16 protein-coding genes are annotated in these 15,429 nt (G+C 69.2%); 4 read left to right on the top strand and 12 right to left on the bottom strand.

The annotated features are described in order from the left end of the window. Nucleotides 1-8 precede the first annotated feature (8 nt). From BLP95_RS04590 to BLP95_RS04630, 9 genes are all read right to left on the bottom strand, one after another. A complete protein-coding gene (locus tag BLP95_RS04590; RefSeq protein WP_089677239.1) occupies nucleotides 9-1,220 on the bottom strand; it encodes an NnrS family protein in 1,212 nt (403 codons plus the stop codon). A 254-nt stretch (nucleotides 1,221-1,474) separates the two neighbouring features. Continuing rightward, a complete protein-coding gene (locus tag BLP95_RS04595) occupies nucleotides 1,475-3,055 on the bottom strand; it encodes a nitrite reductase (RefSeq protein WP_089677240.1) in 1,581 nt (526 codons plus the stop codon). Continuing rightward, nucleotides 3,055-3,891, bottom strand: coding sequence for a uroporphyrinogen-III C-methyltransferase (gene cobA, locus BLP95_RS04600; protein WP_089677241.1), 837 nt, complete (start codon nucleotides 3,889-3,891; stop codon nucleotides 3,055-3,057). The genes BLP95_RS04595 and cobA overlap by 1 nt, the downstream gene beginning before the upstream one ends. A gap of 20 nt (nucleotides 3,892-3,911) precedes the next feature. Next, nucleotides 3,912-5,144, bottom strand: a complete 1,233-nt coding sequence (gene nirJ, locus BLP95_RS04605; RefSeq protein WP_089677242.1) for a heme d1 biosynthesis radical SAM protein NirJ — start codon at nucleotides 5,142-5,144, stop codon at nucleotides 3,912-3,914. A gap of 18 nt (nucleotides 5,145-5,162) precedes the next feature. Then, nucleotides 5,163-5,732 (bottom strand): siroheme decarboxylase subunit beta, encoded by a 570-nt coding sequence (gene ahbB, locus BLP95_RS04610; RefSeq protein WP_176760225.1) that lies wholly within the window; start codon nucleotides 5,730-5,732, stop codon nucleotides 5,163-5,165. Continuing rightward, nucleotides 5,707-6,165: an Lrp/AsnC family transcriptional regulator gene (locus tag BLP95_RS04615; protein ID WP_089677243.1), complete on the bottom strand. Its 459-nt coding sequence runs from the start codon at nucleotides 6,163-6,165 to the stop codon at nucleotides 5,707-5,709. The genes ahbB (BLP95_RS04610) and BLP95_RS04615 overlap by 26 nt, the downstream gene beginning before the upstream one ends. Beyond that, nucleotides 6,162-6,701 carry a siroheme decarboxylase subunit beta gene (gene ahbB, locus BLP95_RS04620; RefSeq protein WP_176760226.1) on the bottom strand — a complete coding sequence of 180 codons (540 nt, stop codon included), beginning with the start codon at nucleotides 6,699-6,701 and terminating at the stop codon, nucleotides 6,162-6,164. The genes BLP95_RS04615 and ahbB (BLP95_RS04620) overlap by 4 nt, the downstream gene beginning before the upstream one ends. Beyond that, complete coding sequence (locus BLP95_RS04625) at nucleotides 6,698-7,192, bottom strand: Lrp/AsnC family transcriptional regulator (protein WP_089677244.1); 495 nt, start codon at nucleotides 7,190-7,192, stop codon at nucleotides 6,698-6,700. Before BLP95_RS04625 ends, ahbB (BLP95_RS04620) begins: the two co-directional genes overlap by 4 nt. Before the next feature lie 58 nt (nucleotides 7,193-7,250). Further along, nucleotides 7,251-8,981, bottom strand: coding sequence for a nitrite reductase (locus BLP95_RS04630; RefSeq protein WP_281187369.1), 1,731 nt, complete (start codon nucleotides 8,979-8,981; stop codon nucleotides 7,251-7,253). 341 nt (nucleotides 8,982-9,322) lie between these two features. Between BLP95_RS04630 and BLP95_RS04635 the strand changes: the two genes are divergently transcribed. Both BLP95_RS04635 and BLP95_RS04640 read left to right on the top strand, forming a co-directional pair. Next, nucleotides 9,323-9,664: a c-type cytochrome gene (locus BLP95_RS04635; RefSeq protein ID WP_089677245.1), complete on the top strand. Its 342-nt coding sequence runs from the start codon at nucleotides 9,323-9,325 to the stop codon at nucleotides 9,662-9,664. A gap of 27 nt (nucleotides 9,665-9,691) precedes the next feature. Then, the gene (locus BLP95_RS04640) at nucleotides 9,692-10,894 is read left to right on the top strand and encodes a cytochrome D1 domain-containing protein (RefSeq protein WP_089677246.1); all 1,203 of its coding nucleotides are present in this window, start codon (nucleotides 9,692-9,694) and stop codon (nucleotides 10,892-10,894) included. A gap of 65 nt (nucleotides 10,895-10,959) precedes the next feature. On the opposite strand, the gene BLP95_RS04645 is transcribed toward BLP95_RS04640, so the two are convergent. Beyond that, nucleotides 10,960-12,117: a cytochrome P450 gene (locus BLP95_RS04645; protein WP_089677247.1), complete on the bottom strand. Its 1,158-nt coding sequence runs from the start codon at nucleotides 12,115-12,117 to the stop codon at nucleotides 10,960-10,962. Between the two features lie 93 nt (nucleotides 12,118-12,210). Next, nucleotides 12,211-12,624 (bottom strand): MarR family transcriptional regulator, encoded by a 414-nt coding sequence (locus BLP95_RS04650; RefSeq protein ID WP_089677248.1) that lies wholly within the window; start codon nucleotides 12,622-12,624, stop codon nucleotides 12,211-12,213. A 139-nt stretch (nucleotides 12,625-12,763) separates the two neighbouring features. Between BLP95_RS04650 and BLP95_RS04655 the strand changes: the two genes are divergently transcribed. Both BLP95_RS04655 and hmpA read left to right on the top strand, forming a co-directional pair. After that, nucleotides 12,764-13,330 (top strand): YIP1 family protein, encoded by a 567-nt coding sequence (locus BLP95_RS04655; RefSeq protein ID WP_089677249.1) that lies wholly within the window; start codon nucleotides 12,764-12,766, stop codon nucleotides 13,328-13,330. Nucleotides 13,331-13,434: 104 nt separating this feature from the next. Further along, on the top strand, nucleotides 13,435-14,604 hold the full coding sequence (gene hmpA / locus BLP95_RS04660) for an NO-inducible flavohemoprotein (protein ID WP_089677250.1): 1,170 nt from the start codon (nucleotides 13,435-13,437) through the stop codon (nucleotides 14,602-14,604). A 79-nt stretch (nucleotides 14,605-14,683) separates the two neighbouring features. Here hmpA and BLP95_RS04665 read toward each other — a convergent pair whose 3' ends face one another. After that, entirely contained in the window at nucleotides 14,684-15,388 is a 705-nt protein-coding gene (locus BLP95_RS04665; RefSeq protein ID WP_089677251.1) for a succinate dehydrogenase iron-sulfur subunit, read from the bottom strand. Nucleotides 15,389-15,429 lie beyond the last annotated feature (41 nt).

The following is a 15,429-nucleotide window of genomic DNA, read 5'->3' on the forward strand; positions in this document are numbered from 1 at the left end:
GTACGTGGCTATCCGTCCTTGCCGTCGGCACGGGGCGACAGCAGCGGCCCCGTATAGTGGAACAGGAAGACGCCGTAGGCCAGGCACCAGAAGATGATCCCCAGATTGTAGGTCCAGTGGGTGATCTGCGGGAAGAGCGCCAGCACCGGCGAGCGCAGCAGGGCCGCGGCCACCATCAGCGCGAGGGCCACGCCGATCCCCGGCAGGGTGCGGATGGGACGCGCGGTGTGGCCCAGCGACACCCGCGCCATCATCGACAGCATCATGGTGCCCATGCCGCCGATGGTCAGGGCGTGCAGGGCGGCGTCCGCACGGCTGCCGGCGAGCAGCGCCAGGGCCCACATCACCAGGCCCACCGGGATGAAGGCATAGCTCAGGTGCAGGCCCCACAGCAGCGGCTCGCGCCAGCTGTGCTGCCCGCCCCAGCGCGCGAAGCGCACCAGGTTGGCCAGCGCGGCGAGCCCCATCAGGCCGGCCAGCAGCGCGGGAGGCAGCGCCACGCCCAGGGCGACGAGCAGCTGGCCCAGCACCACCGCCATCACGCTGCCCAGGCTCGCATACTCGAGGGCCGCGATCGCCGGCTTGCGGGTCAGCCCCAGGCGTTTGGCGGTGAACATGGCGATCACCCGGCCGCCCACCACCACCATCAGCAGGGTGATCAGCAGCACCGCCAGGTGCGCGGCCGGGCGGATCAGCTCGGCCTTGCCGGTGAGCACCCCCAGGTGCATCAGCAGGTTGGCCAGGGTCAGCAGCCCCAGGGCCGGCAGGAAGACCAGGTTGCGCCAGCGCTTGGCGCGGATCACCAGGCTCGCCATCACCGCCGCCACCAGCGGTAGGAAGGCGAGGTCGATGGCCGCCACCAGAGCGCCCGGCAGCCCCAGAGGGAATGCCATCAGCACGCGTGCCGCCAGCCACAGGGCGACCAGACCCAGCAGCGGCCCGCCCTTGAGGCTGGCAAGCCCGGTCCAGTTCTGCACCGCGGTGAGCAGGAAGCCCGCCACCACGGCGGTGGCGAAGCCGAACAGCATCTCGTGCTGGTGCCAGAACATCAGCCCGCCCTGGGGACGCAGCAGGATATCGCCGTGCCAGAAGGCGAACCACACCATCAGGGAGAGGATGCTGAACAGCGCGGCGAGCAGGAAGAAGGGGCGAAAGGCCAGGCGCGCCACCGCGAGCTGGGTCGGCGCGAAGGCGGTCTGGCTGGTGCGGGAGGAGGACATGTCGCGATACCCGTATGAGACGCTTGGATGATGTCATTGTGCGCCTGCGAGCCCGCGACTTCCATGACAGGTATCAAGAATGCTTCTTATGACAAGAGCCGTTCAATCCTGTCGCGAGCGAAGAGAGGCTGACCGCCGCCGGAGCGGAGCAACCGGAGTTGACTGGCAGCTCAATGAGGATTTGACCGGGCCGGCGTTCCGGCACCGCCGGTGGCCAGGATATCGAGCGCAGCAAGGAATGACGGCTTTTCGACTCAGTGGCTGGTGCCCTCCTCGTACCGCGTCTTGTTCCAGACGTTGTACTTGCCGGAAGGCTTGCTCATCGGGATGCGCTTCTCCTCCTCGAGGGTCTCGGCGTCGTAGACGATCACCGCGCCGTCGTCTTCCCACAGGCTGAGCAGCAGCTTCTCGCCGTAGCGGTCGAACTCCACGTGGGCGGCGGTCCTGCCGGGCTCGGGAATCAGCGTCTCGACGATCTCGAGGCTCTGCTTGTCGATGACGTGCACCCGGTCGCGGTTGGGGCCGAAGAAGACGTCGGCCCAGACGTAGGGCGAGTTGGCGTGGCTGCGCATGAAGAAGCCCGGGCCGTCGGTCTCAAGCGTCTTGATCACCTCCCAGCTGGTCATGTCGATGATCGACACCGCCGCCCGGGTGAGGTGGGGCGTGGCCATCACCCGGCGCCCCTGATACTCCCAGGTGATGCCGGAGCCCAGGTGGGGCATCCCCTCCAGGGGCAGGTCGGCCACCTTCTCGCCACTGTCCAGGTCGACCACCATGCCGCCCTCTCCGCCCCGCGAGGCGCCGATGACGTGCTGGTAGTCGAGGTCGAAGAAGAAGTCGTCGAGGTAGTCCGGCACCGGGATGCGCCGCACCCGGAAGTTGGGCGTGTCATGGCTGCGCCTCGGCGCCAGCGGGGTGGCCATGTGGCCGGTGGAAACCACCGGTTCGGTGGGCAGCGGCCAGGGGATCTCCCACACCTCCTCGATATCCTTGAGGGCGGCGATGAAGCTGCCCCGCGGCGGGGCGGCGTAGACGGCACTGACCCGCGAGCTCTGGCCATTCTCCCCCACCGCCGGATAGACCTTCATCAGGTCGAGATTGTGGGCATCGAACAGCACCAGGCTGTGCGGCAGGTAGTTGGCGGCCATCACGTAGCGGCCATCGGCGGAGACGGCGATGTTGCGCATGTTGATGCCGGCGCGCACCTCGGCCACCACCTCCATGTTGTAGATGTCGTACTTGGTGATCCAGCCATCCCGGGAGCCGAAGAAGACATGGCGCCCGTCGGGGGTGTACTTGGGCCCGCCGTGCAGGGCGTAGCGGGTGGCGAAGCGGCGGATCGGCGTGAAGGTGTCGCCGTCGAGCAGGGTCGCGTGGTGGTCGCCGGTCTCCACCACGATGAAGAGGTTGAGCGGGTCGGCGTCGAAGCGCGGCGCGTCGGGCAGCGTTCCGTCGGGATGGTGCACCACCTGGCTGGCCAGGATCTCGTCTTGCCCCCAGCGGGGCTCCACCTCGGGCTCGCGGTAGATCCACTCGGCCAGGGAGGCGATCTGGTCATCCTCCAGCTGTGCGGCGAAGCCCGGCATCTGGCTGGCCGCGCGGCCGTCACGGATCACCGCCTCGGCGGCGGCCGGCTTGAGGCGCGACAGGTTGCCCGGCAGCAGCGCCGGGCCGAGGCCTCCCAGGCGATCCTCGCCGTGACAAGCGGCGCAGTGGGTCCGGTAGAGCGCCTCGGTCTCCGTCTCGGCCGAGACGGCGACGGGCAGCAGCGCCAGGGCGGCGGTCAACAGCAGGGGCAGAAGGCGCAATGAGATGGCAAGTCTCGTGTCAGCCATCACAGGGCCACCCGCGCCAGGGCCTCGCCCTCGATAAAGGCCGCCTCCTCCGCCACCGGCTGGGCCAGGGTGTCGGCCAGGCGCACCACCTCGCCCACCACGATCAGGGTGGGCGGACGCAGCTCCTCTCTTTCGATGGTCTCGACCAGCTCCCCCAGGCAGGTGATGACGCGGCGCTGCTCGGGGGTGGTGCCACGCTCCACCAGCGCCACCGGATGGTCCGCGGGCAGCCCGTGGCGCTGCAGCTCGCGGCGGATCCGCTCGGCGTTGGCCAGGCCCATGTAGAACACCGTGGTCTGGTGCGGGGCCGCCAGCGAGGCCCAGTTGAGGGCCAGGTCGCCATCCCCCTTGCAGTGGCCGGTGACGAAGGTGACGCTCTGGGCATGGTCGCGATGGGTCAGCGGGAAGCCGCCGTAGGCGGCGCACCCCTGGGCGGAGGTGATGCCCGGCACCACGCGGAAGCCCACGCCATGCTCGATCAGCACCTCGGCCTCCTCGCCGCCGCGACCAAAGATGTAGGGATCACCGCCCTTGAGGCGCACCACGCGGCGGCCCTCGCGGGCAAGGCGCACGAGCAGGGCGTTGGTCTCGTCCTGGGTCAGGGCGTGGCAGCGTGAGGCCTTGCCCACGTAGAAGCGCCGGGCCCGGGGGCTGGCCAGGGCCAGCACCTCGCGAGAGACCAGCCGGTCGTAGACCAGGCAGTCGGCCTGCTCGATCAGCGACAGGGCACGCAGGGTCAGAAGGCCCGGGTCGCCGGGGCCGGCGCCGATGATGGCCACCTCGCCGCGGGCCAGGGGGGCCTCGGCCAGGTCATAGGAAACGCGGTGTGACGGCATGGTGATACTCCTCGCAGGCCTCAGCGGATCTCGACGGCCTGGATGGCCTCATGGGGTGGGGAGGAATAGGGGGCGGAGAGTCGGCGCTCGCCACCCTCGGTGACGCCGATCTCGGCATTGGTCAGGTAGCAGCCGGGATCCTCCTCCCAGGGATCGCCGGAGACCTTCCAGGCGCGCACCCGGGTGTTGCCGTTGCAGATCGGCAGGTAGCGACACTCGGCGCAGCGCCCCTTGAGGGGCCGCGGGCGCTGGCGGAAGCCGACCATCAGCGGGTCGGTGGTATCGCGCCAGATCGCCGAGAAGGGACGTTCGCGCACGCTGCCCAGGTCGTGGTCCCACCAGAAGGTGTCCGGGTGCACGTGACCCAGGTTGTCGATGTTGGCGATATGCTCGCCGGAGGCGTTGCCCCCCCAGTGGCACAGGCGCCGCTCCAGGGCCTCGGCCTGGTCGGGGAAGTGCTCCCTCGCCCACATCAGCAGGAAGGGGCCGTCGGCGTCGTTGTTGCCGGTGACGTACTCGCGCTCCACGCCACGCGAGAGCTCGTCGCGGCAGTGGTCGAAGAGCCGGGTCATGGCATCGCGGGTCATCTGGTGCCAGGCGTCCTGCTTGCTGTGGCGCCGGCCGCGGCCACCGTAGTTGAGGTGCGAGAGGTAGAACTTGTCGACGTCGTGCTCGTCGAGCAGGGCCAGGATGTCGCCGAGCTGCTCGTAGTTCTCGCGGGTCAGGGTGAAGCGCAGGCCCACCTTGATGCCGCGCTCCTTGCACAGCTTTACCGCATGCATGGACTCGCGGAAGGCGCCCTTCCGCTGGCGGATGACGTCGTGGGTGGCCTCGAGGCCATCGATGCTGATGCCCACGTAGTCGTAGCCGACGTCGGCGATCTCATCGATGTTGTCCTCGGTGATCAGGGTGCCGTTGGTGGAGAGCCCGGTGTAGATCCCCAGCCCCCGGGAGCGACGCGACAGCTCGAAGATGTCGGCGCGCATCAGCGGCTCGCCCCCGGAGAGGATCAGCGCCGGCACCCGGAAGGCGGCAAGGTCGTCGAGCACCGCGTGGGCCTCGGCGTTGGAGAGCTCGCCGGCGAAGTCGATGTCCGCGGAAGTGGTATAGCAGTGCTTGCAGGTCAGGTTGCAGCGGCGGATCAGGTTCCAGATCACCACCGGTCCGGGTGGCTTACGCGCCTGCACTCTTGTTTCCTGACCCGGGGGGCCCGGCTCCATGAGGGTCTTGATGTAGCGGGTGACACGGAACATGGCGTTCTCCTGACGTGGTTACGCCTGGGCGCGGCGCGCCAGGCGCAGCCCGGTCTTCTTGAGGATGCGCGTGCTGTAGAGGATGCGGTGGTCGCGGCACGCCTCGCCCAGGCGCTCGCGCAGCACCGCGGCCTGGCGCTCGACCTCCTCGCGGCTATGGCCGTGGAGCATGGCGAACAGGTTGTAGGGCCAGTGGGGCAGGTGCCGGGGGCGGCGATAGCAGTGGCTGACGCCCTCGATGGCGGCGACCTCGCGGCCCAGGCGCTCGATCTCGGCGTCGTCGACGTCCCATACCGTCATGCCGTTGGCCACGTAGCCGAGCCGGTAGTGGTTGGGCACCGCGGCGACCCGGCGGATGACGCCGCTCGCCTGCATGGCCCGCATCCGCGCCAGCACCTCGGCGCCGTCGAGGCCCACCTCGCGGCCTACCGTCCCCCAGGGGTCCGGCACCAGCGGCAGGCCCGCCTGGGTGGCCAGCACGATGGCGCGGTCGATGGCATCCAGGCCCTGGGCGTCGCGCTCGGCGCTCGTTCCCGCGGCCGGCGCCGACTGGGTGGCCGGCCTAGACGGGCAGGTGGAGACGGACATGGAACTCCTCCTCCTTGGGCATGTTGTAGACGGGCAGGCCCGTCGCCGCCTCGATGCCGGCGAGGGTCGCCGGGATCGCCTCGGGAGTCTCGGTGGCCAGCACGAACCACATGTTGAGCGCATGCTCGCGGCGGTAGTTGTGGGCCACCTCGGGGAAGGCGTTGACCGCCTCCGTGACCCGCTCATAGTCGGCCTCGGGCACCGCCAGTGCGGCCAGGGTCAGGCCCCCGCCCAGGCGCTCGGCGTGGTACATCGGGCCGAAGCGGCTGAGCACCCCACCCTCGCGCAGGCGCTCCAGGCGATAGAGCAGGTCCCCCTCGGCGATGCCGAGCTCCGCGGCCACCGCCGCATAGGGCCGCGCCACCAGCGGCAGGCCATCCTGCAGGCGGTTGATCAGGCGGCGATCGATGGCGTCGAGTTCCTCCAGGGTCATGTCGCCTCCCCACGCACATAGCGGCCGCCGCACTGGCGATAGGCGTGAGTGCTGAACAGCACGCGGTGCTCCAGGTCGCCCAGGCCCAGGCGCTCGACGATGGCGGCCAGCTCGGCCTCGACCCGCTCGCGGCGGGCGCCATGGATCATGCAGAAGAGGTTGTAGGGCCAATCGGGCAGCCGACGCGGGCGGCGGTAGCAGAGCGTCACCGCGGTCTCGTGGGCCAGGCGGCGGCCCACCTCGACGACGCGGGCGTCGGGCACGTCCCACACCACCATGGCGTTGGCCCGGATGCCCAGGCGGCGATGGCGCACCACCAGCCCCAGGCGCTTGATCATGCCGTCCGCCTGCCAGCGATGCACGCAGGCCATCACCTGGTCCTCGGCCATGCCGGCCTGCTCGGCCAGGGTGCGCCAGGGACGCGGGGTGAGCGGCAGCCCCTGCTCGAGCAGGCCGCGCAGGCGGCGCTCGGCCTTCGGCGAGGGGTCTCGGGCGGCGCCGGTGGCGGCGAACTCCAGGTCGTCGACGGTCTTCATGCGCGCTCCAGCTCGGCCCAGGGAATCGGGAAGGAGAGGTCGATGTGGTAGCCCTCCAGCATCGGCAGGCGCAGGATCGGCACGCCCAGGCGCGCCTCCAGGGCGTCGAGGCGGGCCTCGAGCTCGGCCTCGTCCGGTGCGGTCATCACGAACCACAGGTTGTAGGCGTGTTCGCGGGCATAGTTGTGGTTGACGCCGGGGGCGGCGTTGATGAGCTCTGCGAAGGCATCGCGCTCGGCCTCGGGCACGGCCACGGCGGCCAGCAGGCTGGCCCCGGCCCGGGCATGGTCGAACACCGGTCCCACGCGGCTCAGCACGCCCATCTCCTGCAGGCGCTCGAGGCGCTCGATCACCTCGGCCTCGCTGGTGCCCAGGCGCTCGGCCACGGTGTGGAAGGGGCGGGTGCAGACCGGCAGGCCGCGCTGGTAGCTGTCGATCAGGCGACGGTCCAGCGCATCGAGGGCTTGGTGAATCGGGGCTTGGCAATGCATCGGCACAGCTCACTTGCGGCGGGGTGGCGGCGGGCGCGTGCCCGCCGCCGGGTCCCGATCAGTAGATGTCTTTCTGGGTGTTGATCACGTTGAACTTGCCGGTCGGGGTGACCAGCCGCTCGTCCTTGATCACGTGCTTGAGCTCGCGGGTCTCGTCGTCAACCACCACGATGGCGGAGGTGTCATCCATGGTGTTCCAGACGGAGAACCACACCTCGTCGCCGGCCTGGTTGTACTCCGGCTGCACGACGCGCTTGGGCCCTTCGCCCACATCCGCCCACTCGGCGATGGGCAGCACCTCGTAGCCCGCCTCCAGGTCATTGATGTCGTAGACCGCCACGCTCTGGCTGATCGCCTCGTTGGGGTTGAGCGCGGTGTCGACATAGAGGTTGTCGGACTCCGGGTGGGTCTTGATGAACAGCGAGCCGCCGCCCTGGCCCTGCAGGGTGCGCACCACCTGCCAGGCGTTGTCGGGATGCCCTTCCGGGTCGGTGCCGATCAGCTGGATGGTGGCGTCGCCTAGGTGGCTGGTGGCCCATACCGGCCCGAACTCGGGGTCGACGAAGTTGGCGCCACGGCCCGGGTGCGGAATCTTGCCCACGTCGACGATCGCCTCGAGCTCACGCTCCTGGGCGTCGATGACCACGATCTGGTTGGACTCGTTGGCCGCGGTGAGGAAGTAGCGACCCGAGGCGTCCCAGCCGCCGTCGTGCAGGAAGCGTGAGGTGTCGATCTCCACGGTGGAGAGGGCGTCCAGGTTCTCGTAGTTCACCAGGCGGACCTTGCCGGTCTCCTTGATGTTGACGATGAACTCGGGGTGCTGGTGGGAGGCCACGATGGCCGCCACGCGGGGCTCCGGATGGTACTCCTGCTCGCCGACGGTCATCCCGCGGGTGGCCACGATCTTCTTGGGCTCCAGGGTCTGGCCGTCCATGATCACGTACTGGGGCGGCCAGTAGGCGCCGGCGATGGCCAGGTCATCCTCGTAGCCCTCGAACTTGGAGGTCTCGACGGAGCGCGCCTCCATGCCGATCTTGATGGTGGCGACGATGCTCGGATCTTCCATCCACAGGTCGATCATGTCGATCTTGGCGTCGCGACCGATGACGAAGAGGTAGCGACCGGAGGCGGACATGCGCGAGATGTGCACCGCATAGCCGGTGTCGAGGACCTTGACGATCTCCTTGGAGGCGCCGTCGATCAGGGCGATCTGGCCGGCGTCACGCAGGGTGACCGAGAACAGGTTCTCGATGTCCAGGTCGTTCATCTTCTCGGTGGGACGATCCTCGGGGGCGACCAGCACCTCCCAGGTCTCCTTCATGTCGGCCATGCCGAACTCGGGGGGCTGCGGCGGCTCGTGCATGATGTACTTGGCCATCAGCTCGACCTCTTCCGCGGTGAGGTCGCCGGAGGTGCCCCAGTTGGGCATGCCGGCCGGGGAGCCGTAATGGATGAAGGTCTTGAGGTACTCGATGCCACGTTCTTGGGTGATGTCGGTGGTCAGCGGCTTGCCGGTGGCGCCCTTGCGCAGCACGCCGTGGCAGCCGGCGCAACGCTGGAAGTAGATCTCCTTGGCCTTCTCGAATTCGGCCTCGGTCAGGTCCGGTGCCCCGGGGGTGCGCACCACCTTGGCGGAGGCCGGGTCGACGGTGGAGGCCGTGCCCTGATAGGCGGCCTGGGTCTCGTCGAGATCCTTCTTGTCCTCCTGGGCGTGGGCCGCGGAGAGCCCCAGCGCGACGGTGGTCACCGCCACGGCCAGGGGCTTGAGGTACCAGTCTTTCTTCATCATCGTTCCACCTCTGTCATGATCCTTGAGTGCGCTGTCGCCAGGACATGGACGTATCGTTGTTATGCGTCGGGACGACCGGCCGGCCTCACCGGGCCGATGGCCTCCTGCGCAGAGAGTGGCCGAATAACGCGCATAATTCATGCTTCTTTAATGAGCGCCGGACGGTTTTTCGGGTGGACGTTGACCTGTATCAAAGCTCGTCCTCCCTACCCCCAAAGGGAAATTGAGCCTCCCAGGCTTTGCTGCTACCAGGCGGGATGGACACGTTTCGTTGACGCCAATCAATGCGCCCGGCGGCACCGGCGGCGACACTCTCGCCAGCCCCCGACAACGGAGTCGCCATGCTGCCGCCTGTCCTTCTTCGCCTGCTGCTGCCCCTTGCGATCGGTGCCCTGCCGCTGGCCGCCGGCGCCGAGCCGTCGCTCCCGGCCGAGCGCGAGTCCGAGCTCGAGACGCTGCTCTACCAGGACTGCGGCTCCTGCCACGGCATGACCCTGCGCGGCGGCCTGGGCCCCGCACTGCCGCAGTCGCGCATGAACGCCTACAGCCGCGATGGCCTGGCCGCGCTGATCCTCCATGGCGTCGAGGGCACGGCCATGCCGGGCTGGGAGGGGCTGCTGACCGAACAGGAGGCCCGCTGGCTCGCCGACCATCTGCAGAACGACACCCCCCTGGATGAGTGACGTCCTTCCCGATCACAAGGAGTGGCCATGATCGCCCCTGCCCTTCGCAAGCCCCTCGCCGCCCTCTCCCTCGCCGCCCTGGTGGCCGGCTGCCAGGCGACCCCGACCACCGAGCTGCGTGGCACCGGCGACCTCGGTGTGGTGGTGGAGCGTGCCACCGGCAGCCTGGCGGTGGTGGACACCAGCGAGCGCCGCATCCTCGACCGGGTGGAGGGGCTGGGGGATCTCTCCCACGCCTCGGTCAAGTTCTCCCGCGACGCCCGCTACGCCTTCGTCTTCGGCCGCGACGGCGGGCTGAGCCGGGTCGACCTGCTCAGCGGCGAGATCACCCATCGGGTGATGCAGTCCGGCAACAGCATCGGCGGCGCCGTCTCCCAGGATGGCGCCCTGGTGGCGGTGGCCAACTACGAGCCGGGCGGCGTGAAGCTCTTCGACAGCGAGACCCTGGAGGAGGTGGCCGACATTCCCGCCACCTACCGGGACGCGGCAGGCGAGACGCGGCGCTCCAAGGTGGTGGGCCTGGTGGATGCCCCCGGCAACCGCTTCGTCTACAGCCTGTTCGAGGCCGGCGAGATCCACCTGGTCGACATGAACGGCGACACCCCCGAGCTGACGCGCTTCACCGATATCGGCGAGGAGCCCTACGACGCCCTGATCGGCCCCAACGGGCGCTACTACATCGCCGGGCTGTTCGGCGAGGATGGGCTGGCGCTGCTCGACCTGTGGCATCCCGAGGCGGGGGTGCAGCGCATCCTCCCCGACTACGGCCGCGGCGAGGAGCGCCTGCCGGTCTACAAGATGCCCCACCTGGAGGGCTGGACCCTGGCCGGCGACGAGGCCTGGCTGCCGGCGGTGGGCCGCCACGAGGTGCTGATCGCCGACGCCGACGACTGGTCGCTGAAGGATCGCCTCCCGGTCCACGGCCAGCCGATCTTCGTGATGCGCCGCCCCGACGAACGCCAGGTGTGGGTCAACTTCGCCCACCCGGACAACGACGTGGTGCAGGTGATCGACACCGAGTCCCGCGAGATCGTCGCCACCCTGGAGCCGGGCGAGGCGGTGCTGCACATGGAGTTCACCCCCAAGGGGGAGCAGGCCTGGGTCTCGGCCCGGGACAGCGACCGGGTGGTGGTCTATGACACCCGCACCCTGGAGGAGGTCGCCCGGCTCGACAGCGAGTCGCCCAGCGGCATCTTCTTTACCGACCGGGCCCACCGTATCGGGCTGTGAGTGAGGGGGCTCGGCCCCCTCTACGACCTGTCACTGACGCCCTCACTGATGCGAGTCATTAGCGACTAGCGCCGCACGTGCAGCGGCACCGCGGAGTAGCCGCCGGCGGGGTAGAGGGCGCGCACCGCGGGGCGCCCCGGCAGCAGCGCGATATCGACGCTGGCGTCGAGCAGCGCGTCCATGAAATCGTGAAGCTCCATGCGCGCCAGGGGCGCCCCGGGGCAGACGTGGATGCCGGCCCCGTAGAGCAGGTTGTCCTTGGGGTCGCGATCCAGGCGCACCTCGTCGGGGTCGCCGAACACCGCCTCGTCGCGGTTGGCCGAGCCCCACAGCAGCGTCAGGCGTTCGCCCGCAGCGAGGCGGCGGCCACCGATCTCCACCGGCCGGGTAACGACGCGCCGGTTGGACATCAGCGGCGCATCGAGGCGCAGGATCTCGTCGATGGCCGCGGGCAGCAGGCGGCGATCGGCACGCAGCCGCCCCTGCAGCTCCGGGTTCGCCGCCAGGTAGCGCGCCAGGATGCCGATGCTCGCCGAGATGGTGCCGAGCTCCCCCACCGTCCAGTTGCGCAGGATGCTGACGATCTCCTCGTCGGCGAGCGCGCGCCCCTCGACGGTCTCGTTCATGATCCGGGTGGTGACGTCGTCCGGCGCGGCGTCGCCGGCCGCGCGGCGGCTGGCCAATTGCTCGTGGATCACGCCGTCGAACTCCAGCGCCAGCTCGCCCAGCGCCTCGCGGTCCTGGGCCAGGGTGGCGGCCTGCTGGCGCTTCACCCAGGCGCGCAGCGGCTCGTGGAGCGTGGCGGGCCAGCCCATGAAGGCACACTGGATCTCCAGGGCGAAGTCCTGGCCCATCTCGGCCATCGCCTCCACCTCGCCATCGGCGGGCAGCCGATCGACCACGGCCCCGGCGATGGCGCGGCAGCGCGGGGCGAACTCGGCCATGGCGGCAGGACCGAAGTAGGGCTCGATGAGGCGCCGGAAGCGGGTGTGCTCGGGGGGATCCATGGCGTTGGGCACCGAGAGGTGGCGGCTCGCCGCGTTGCTGAAGGTCACGTGATCCTCGAGCACGCGCCTCACGTCCGCGTGGCGCAGCAGCGACCACTGCAGGTAGTCGCTGAAGGCTACCGGGCAGCGGCCACGCATCTCGTCATAGGCGGCGATCTGGTCGTCGAGCACCTCCTCGGCACGCGGGTCCCAGTCCTGCTGGTGCGTATCGCTCATGTCATCTCCTCGCATGGGGTGAGAAACGCGGCAAGCAGACCACGAAGCCGCCCCGCCGCGCATTGACTCAGGTCAGCGCGGCCCGTTGGCGACTCAGGGCAGGTCGGGCCAGCCGGGCAGGTGGAACTCCTCCTGCAGGTGGCGCAGCTCCGGCTGGTGCAGCTCGGCGATGCGCCGGGCCAGCTCCGCCCCGCGCGCCAGCAGGTGCACCTCGATGCGGCGGCGATCGCCGCGACTCGGGCGCCGCTCCACCAACCCCAGCTGCTCGCAGCGATTCACCAGCGCCACGGTGCCGTGGTGCTTGGCCTGGAGCCGCTCGGCCAGCTCGCCGATCGACGCCCACTCGCGTCCCTCGAAGCCCAGCAGGTGCAGCAGCAGCTGGTACTGCAGCGGCGTCAGGCCGTGGTCACGGCAGATATCCTCGCTCTGGCGCAGGAAGACGCGCAGCTGGTAACGGAAGTGGGAGAGGCGCTGGAAGTCGCGCTTGGTGAGGGCGTCGTCGCGCATGGCGGCGTCTCCGAAGGCGAAGGAGCCATGGCCTCCCTTGACAGCCGGGGAGGCGGTGCCTAAAGGTTAAGCAATAACATCACAACATGATACACCTTTCCCGACCGACGACCATCCCTGGCCAACGAGGAGCGCCGCCATGAACCCCCTGACCGTTATCCGTCTCCCTTTCACCCGCCAGGCGGGCTGGAAGACCCTGCAACAGCGCAAGCCGTCGATCCCGACCCTGGCCTGGTGCCTGGTGCTGCCCATGTCGCTGCTGCCCCCGGTGCTGCTCTACTACGCCGGCACCCACTACGGCGACGGTTTCGTCATGGGCTTCGCCGACCGGGAGTGGCGCTTCATCACCACCATCCTGTTCCTGGCCGAGCTGCTCACCTTCTTCGTGATGGGCTGGCTGATCCACGCCGTGGTCAACGGCACCCGTGAACTCGCGATCGGCTACCACGACGCCTACCTACTGGCGGCCCTGGCGCCGCTGCCGCTGTGGTCCTCGGCCATCGTGCTGCTGATCCCGAGCCTTGCGCTCAACGCCCTGGCGGTGCTGGCGGCGCTGGGCATCTCCTGCAGCCTGGTCTACCACGGGCTCCAGGCGCTGTGCGAACGACGCGATAACGACGTCACCACCATGTCGGCCACCTACACCATCATGGCCGGCGGGGTGTTGGCCTGGGGTCTTCTGATGGCGATCGTCTGGGCCTACTGAGCCGAACGCCATGCTGCGGCGCAGCGTCGTGGGGCTGGCACCGACGGGTTTTAACATGTATTTTACATGCACTTTAAAAACATCCCCCGACACGGAGCCCCTCGATGCTGACTCAGGAGCAGGAACAACTCGTCGCCACCACCGCCCCGGTGGTGGCCGAACACCTCGACGCCATCACCCAGCGCTTCTATCCGCTGCTGTTCAGCCGCCATCCCCAGGTGAAGCCGCTGTTCAACCAGGCGCACCAGGCCGATGGCGGCCAGCCGAGGGCGCTGGCCGGCGCCGTGCTCGCCTACGTGCAGCTGCGTCACGACCGAGAGAAGGTGCGCGAGACCCTGGCCACGGTGGTCAGCAAGCATGTCTCCCTGGATATCCAGCCCGAGCACTACCCGCTGGTCGGTGAATGCCTGATGGACGCCATCGGCGAGGTGCTGGGCGATGCCGTGACGCCGGAGATCGCCGCCGCCTGGGAGGGCGTCTACGAGGAGTTGGCCGGCCTACTCATCGAGCTGGAGGCGCACCGCTATCGCGAGTTCGAGCGCCGACCCGGCGGCTGGCGGGGTCCCCGCGAGTTCCGCATCGCGGCGACGCGCCAGGAGAGCGCGGTGATCCGCTCCTTCGTGCTCGAGCCGGTGGACGGCGGCCCCGTCGCCGACCATGCGCCCGGCCAGTACATCGGCGTCAGGCTCACCGTCGATGGCGAGCCGCTCTATCGCCACTACAGCCTCTCTGCCCTGCCCAACGGCAAGAGTTACCGGATCTCGGTGAAGCGCGAGCCCGAGGGGCGCGCCAGCCGTCACCTGCACGATGCCATGGGCGTCGGCGATACCCTGGCGCTGCTGCCGCCGGCCGGGGACCTGACCCTGGCCGAGGGCGACGAGCCGCTGCTGCTCGCCTCCGGCGGCGTCGGCCAGACCCCGCTGCTGCCCATGGCCCACCAGGCGCTGGCCCAGGGTCGCCGGGTGGTCTACCTCCACGCCGCCCTGGACGCCGAGCACCACGCATTCCGCGATGAGGTGGCGGCGCTCGCCGCCGAACATCCCGAGCGGCTGCGTGCCGTCAGCATCCATGAGGCCGGGGATGATGCCGACCATACCGGACGAGTCGACCGCGACCTGCTGGCAAGCTACCTGCCCGAGGGCGGGCGCTGCTACTTCGTCGGCCCCCAGGGCTTCATGACGGCCGTGGACCGCGCACTGGCCGAGCTGGGCGTGCCCGCCGAGCGTCGCCACTACGAGCACTTTGGCCCCTCGCGTCCCCTCGACGCCGCCTGAGCCTCATCCTCCTCCACGACAAGACGACGCCCCGGGCTGGCCGGGACGTCGTCGTCATGTGGATGTTGTTCGATGGGTCTTAGCTGCCACGCGCCAGCAGCATCGCCTTGATATGGCCGATGGCCCGCATCGGATTGAGCCCCTTGGGGACCCAGGTGCAGTTGGCGATCTGTCGGCAACGGAACACGCTGAAGGGGTCATCGAGCTCCGCCAGCCGCTCGTCGGTGGCGGTGTCCCGGCTGTCGATCAGGAAGCGGTAGGCCTGGATCAGGCCGGCCGGACCGATGTACTTGTCGGGGTTCCACCACCAGGAGGGACAGGCCGAGCTGCAGCAGGCGCACAGGATGCATTCGTAGAGGCCGTCGAGCTTCTCGCGATCCGCCGGGCTCTGGCGTCGCTCGATGGTGGTGGCTGGCTCGTCGTTGATCAGCCAGGGGCGGATCTTCTCGAACTGGCGGAAGAACAGCGTCTGGTCGACGACCAGGTCACGGATCACCGGCATGCCCGGCAACGGGCGCAGGGTCAGGGTATCGCCCTTGCCGAGCACCTCCTCCACCGGGGTGATGCAGGCCAGCCCGTTCTTGCCGTTGATGTTCATGCCATCGGAGCCGCACACTCCCTCGCGGCAGGAGCGCCGATAGGCCAGGGTGGGGTCCCGTTGCTTGAGGTGTTCGAGCACGTCGAGCACCATCGCCTTGCGGAAGCGCTCCTCGACCTCCAGGCTGTCCATGCGAGGCAGGTCGTCCTCCTCTGGGTGGTAGCGATAGAGCCGTACCTTGAGCATCGAGCCCCCTTCAGGCCTGGAGCCGGACTTAAAATATATTA

It is taken from the genome of Halomonas shengliensis, from assembly GCF_900104135.1.
Taxonomy (GTDB): Bacteria; Pseudomonadota; Gammaproteobacteria; order Pseudomonadales; family Halomonadaceae; genus Halomonas; species Halomonas shengliensis.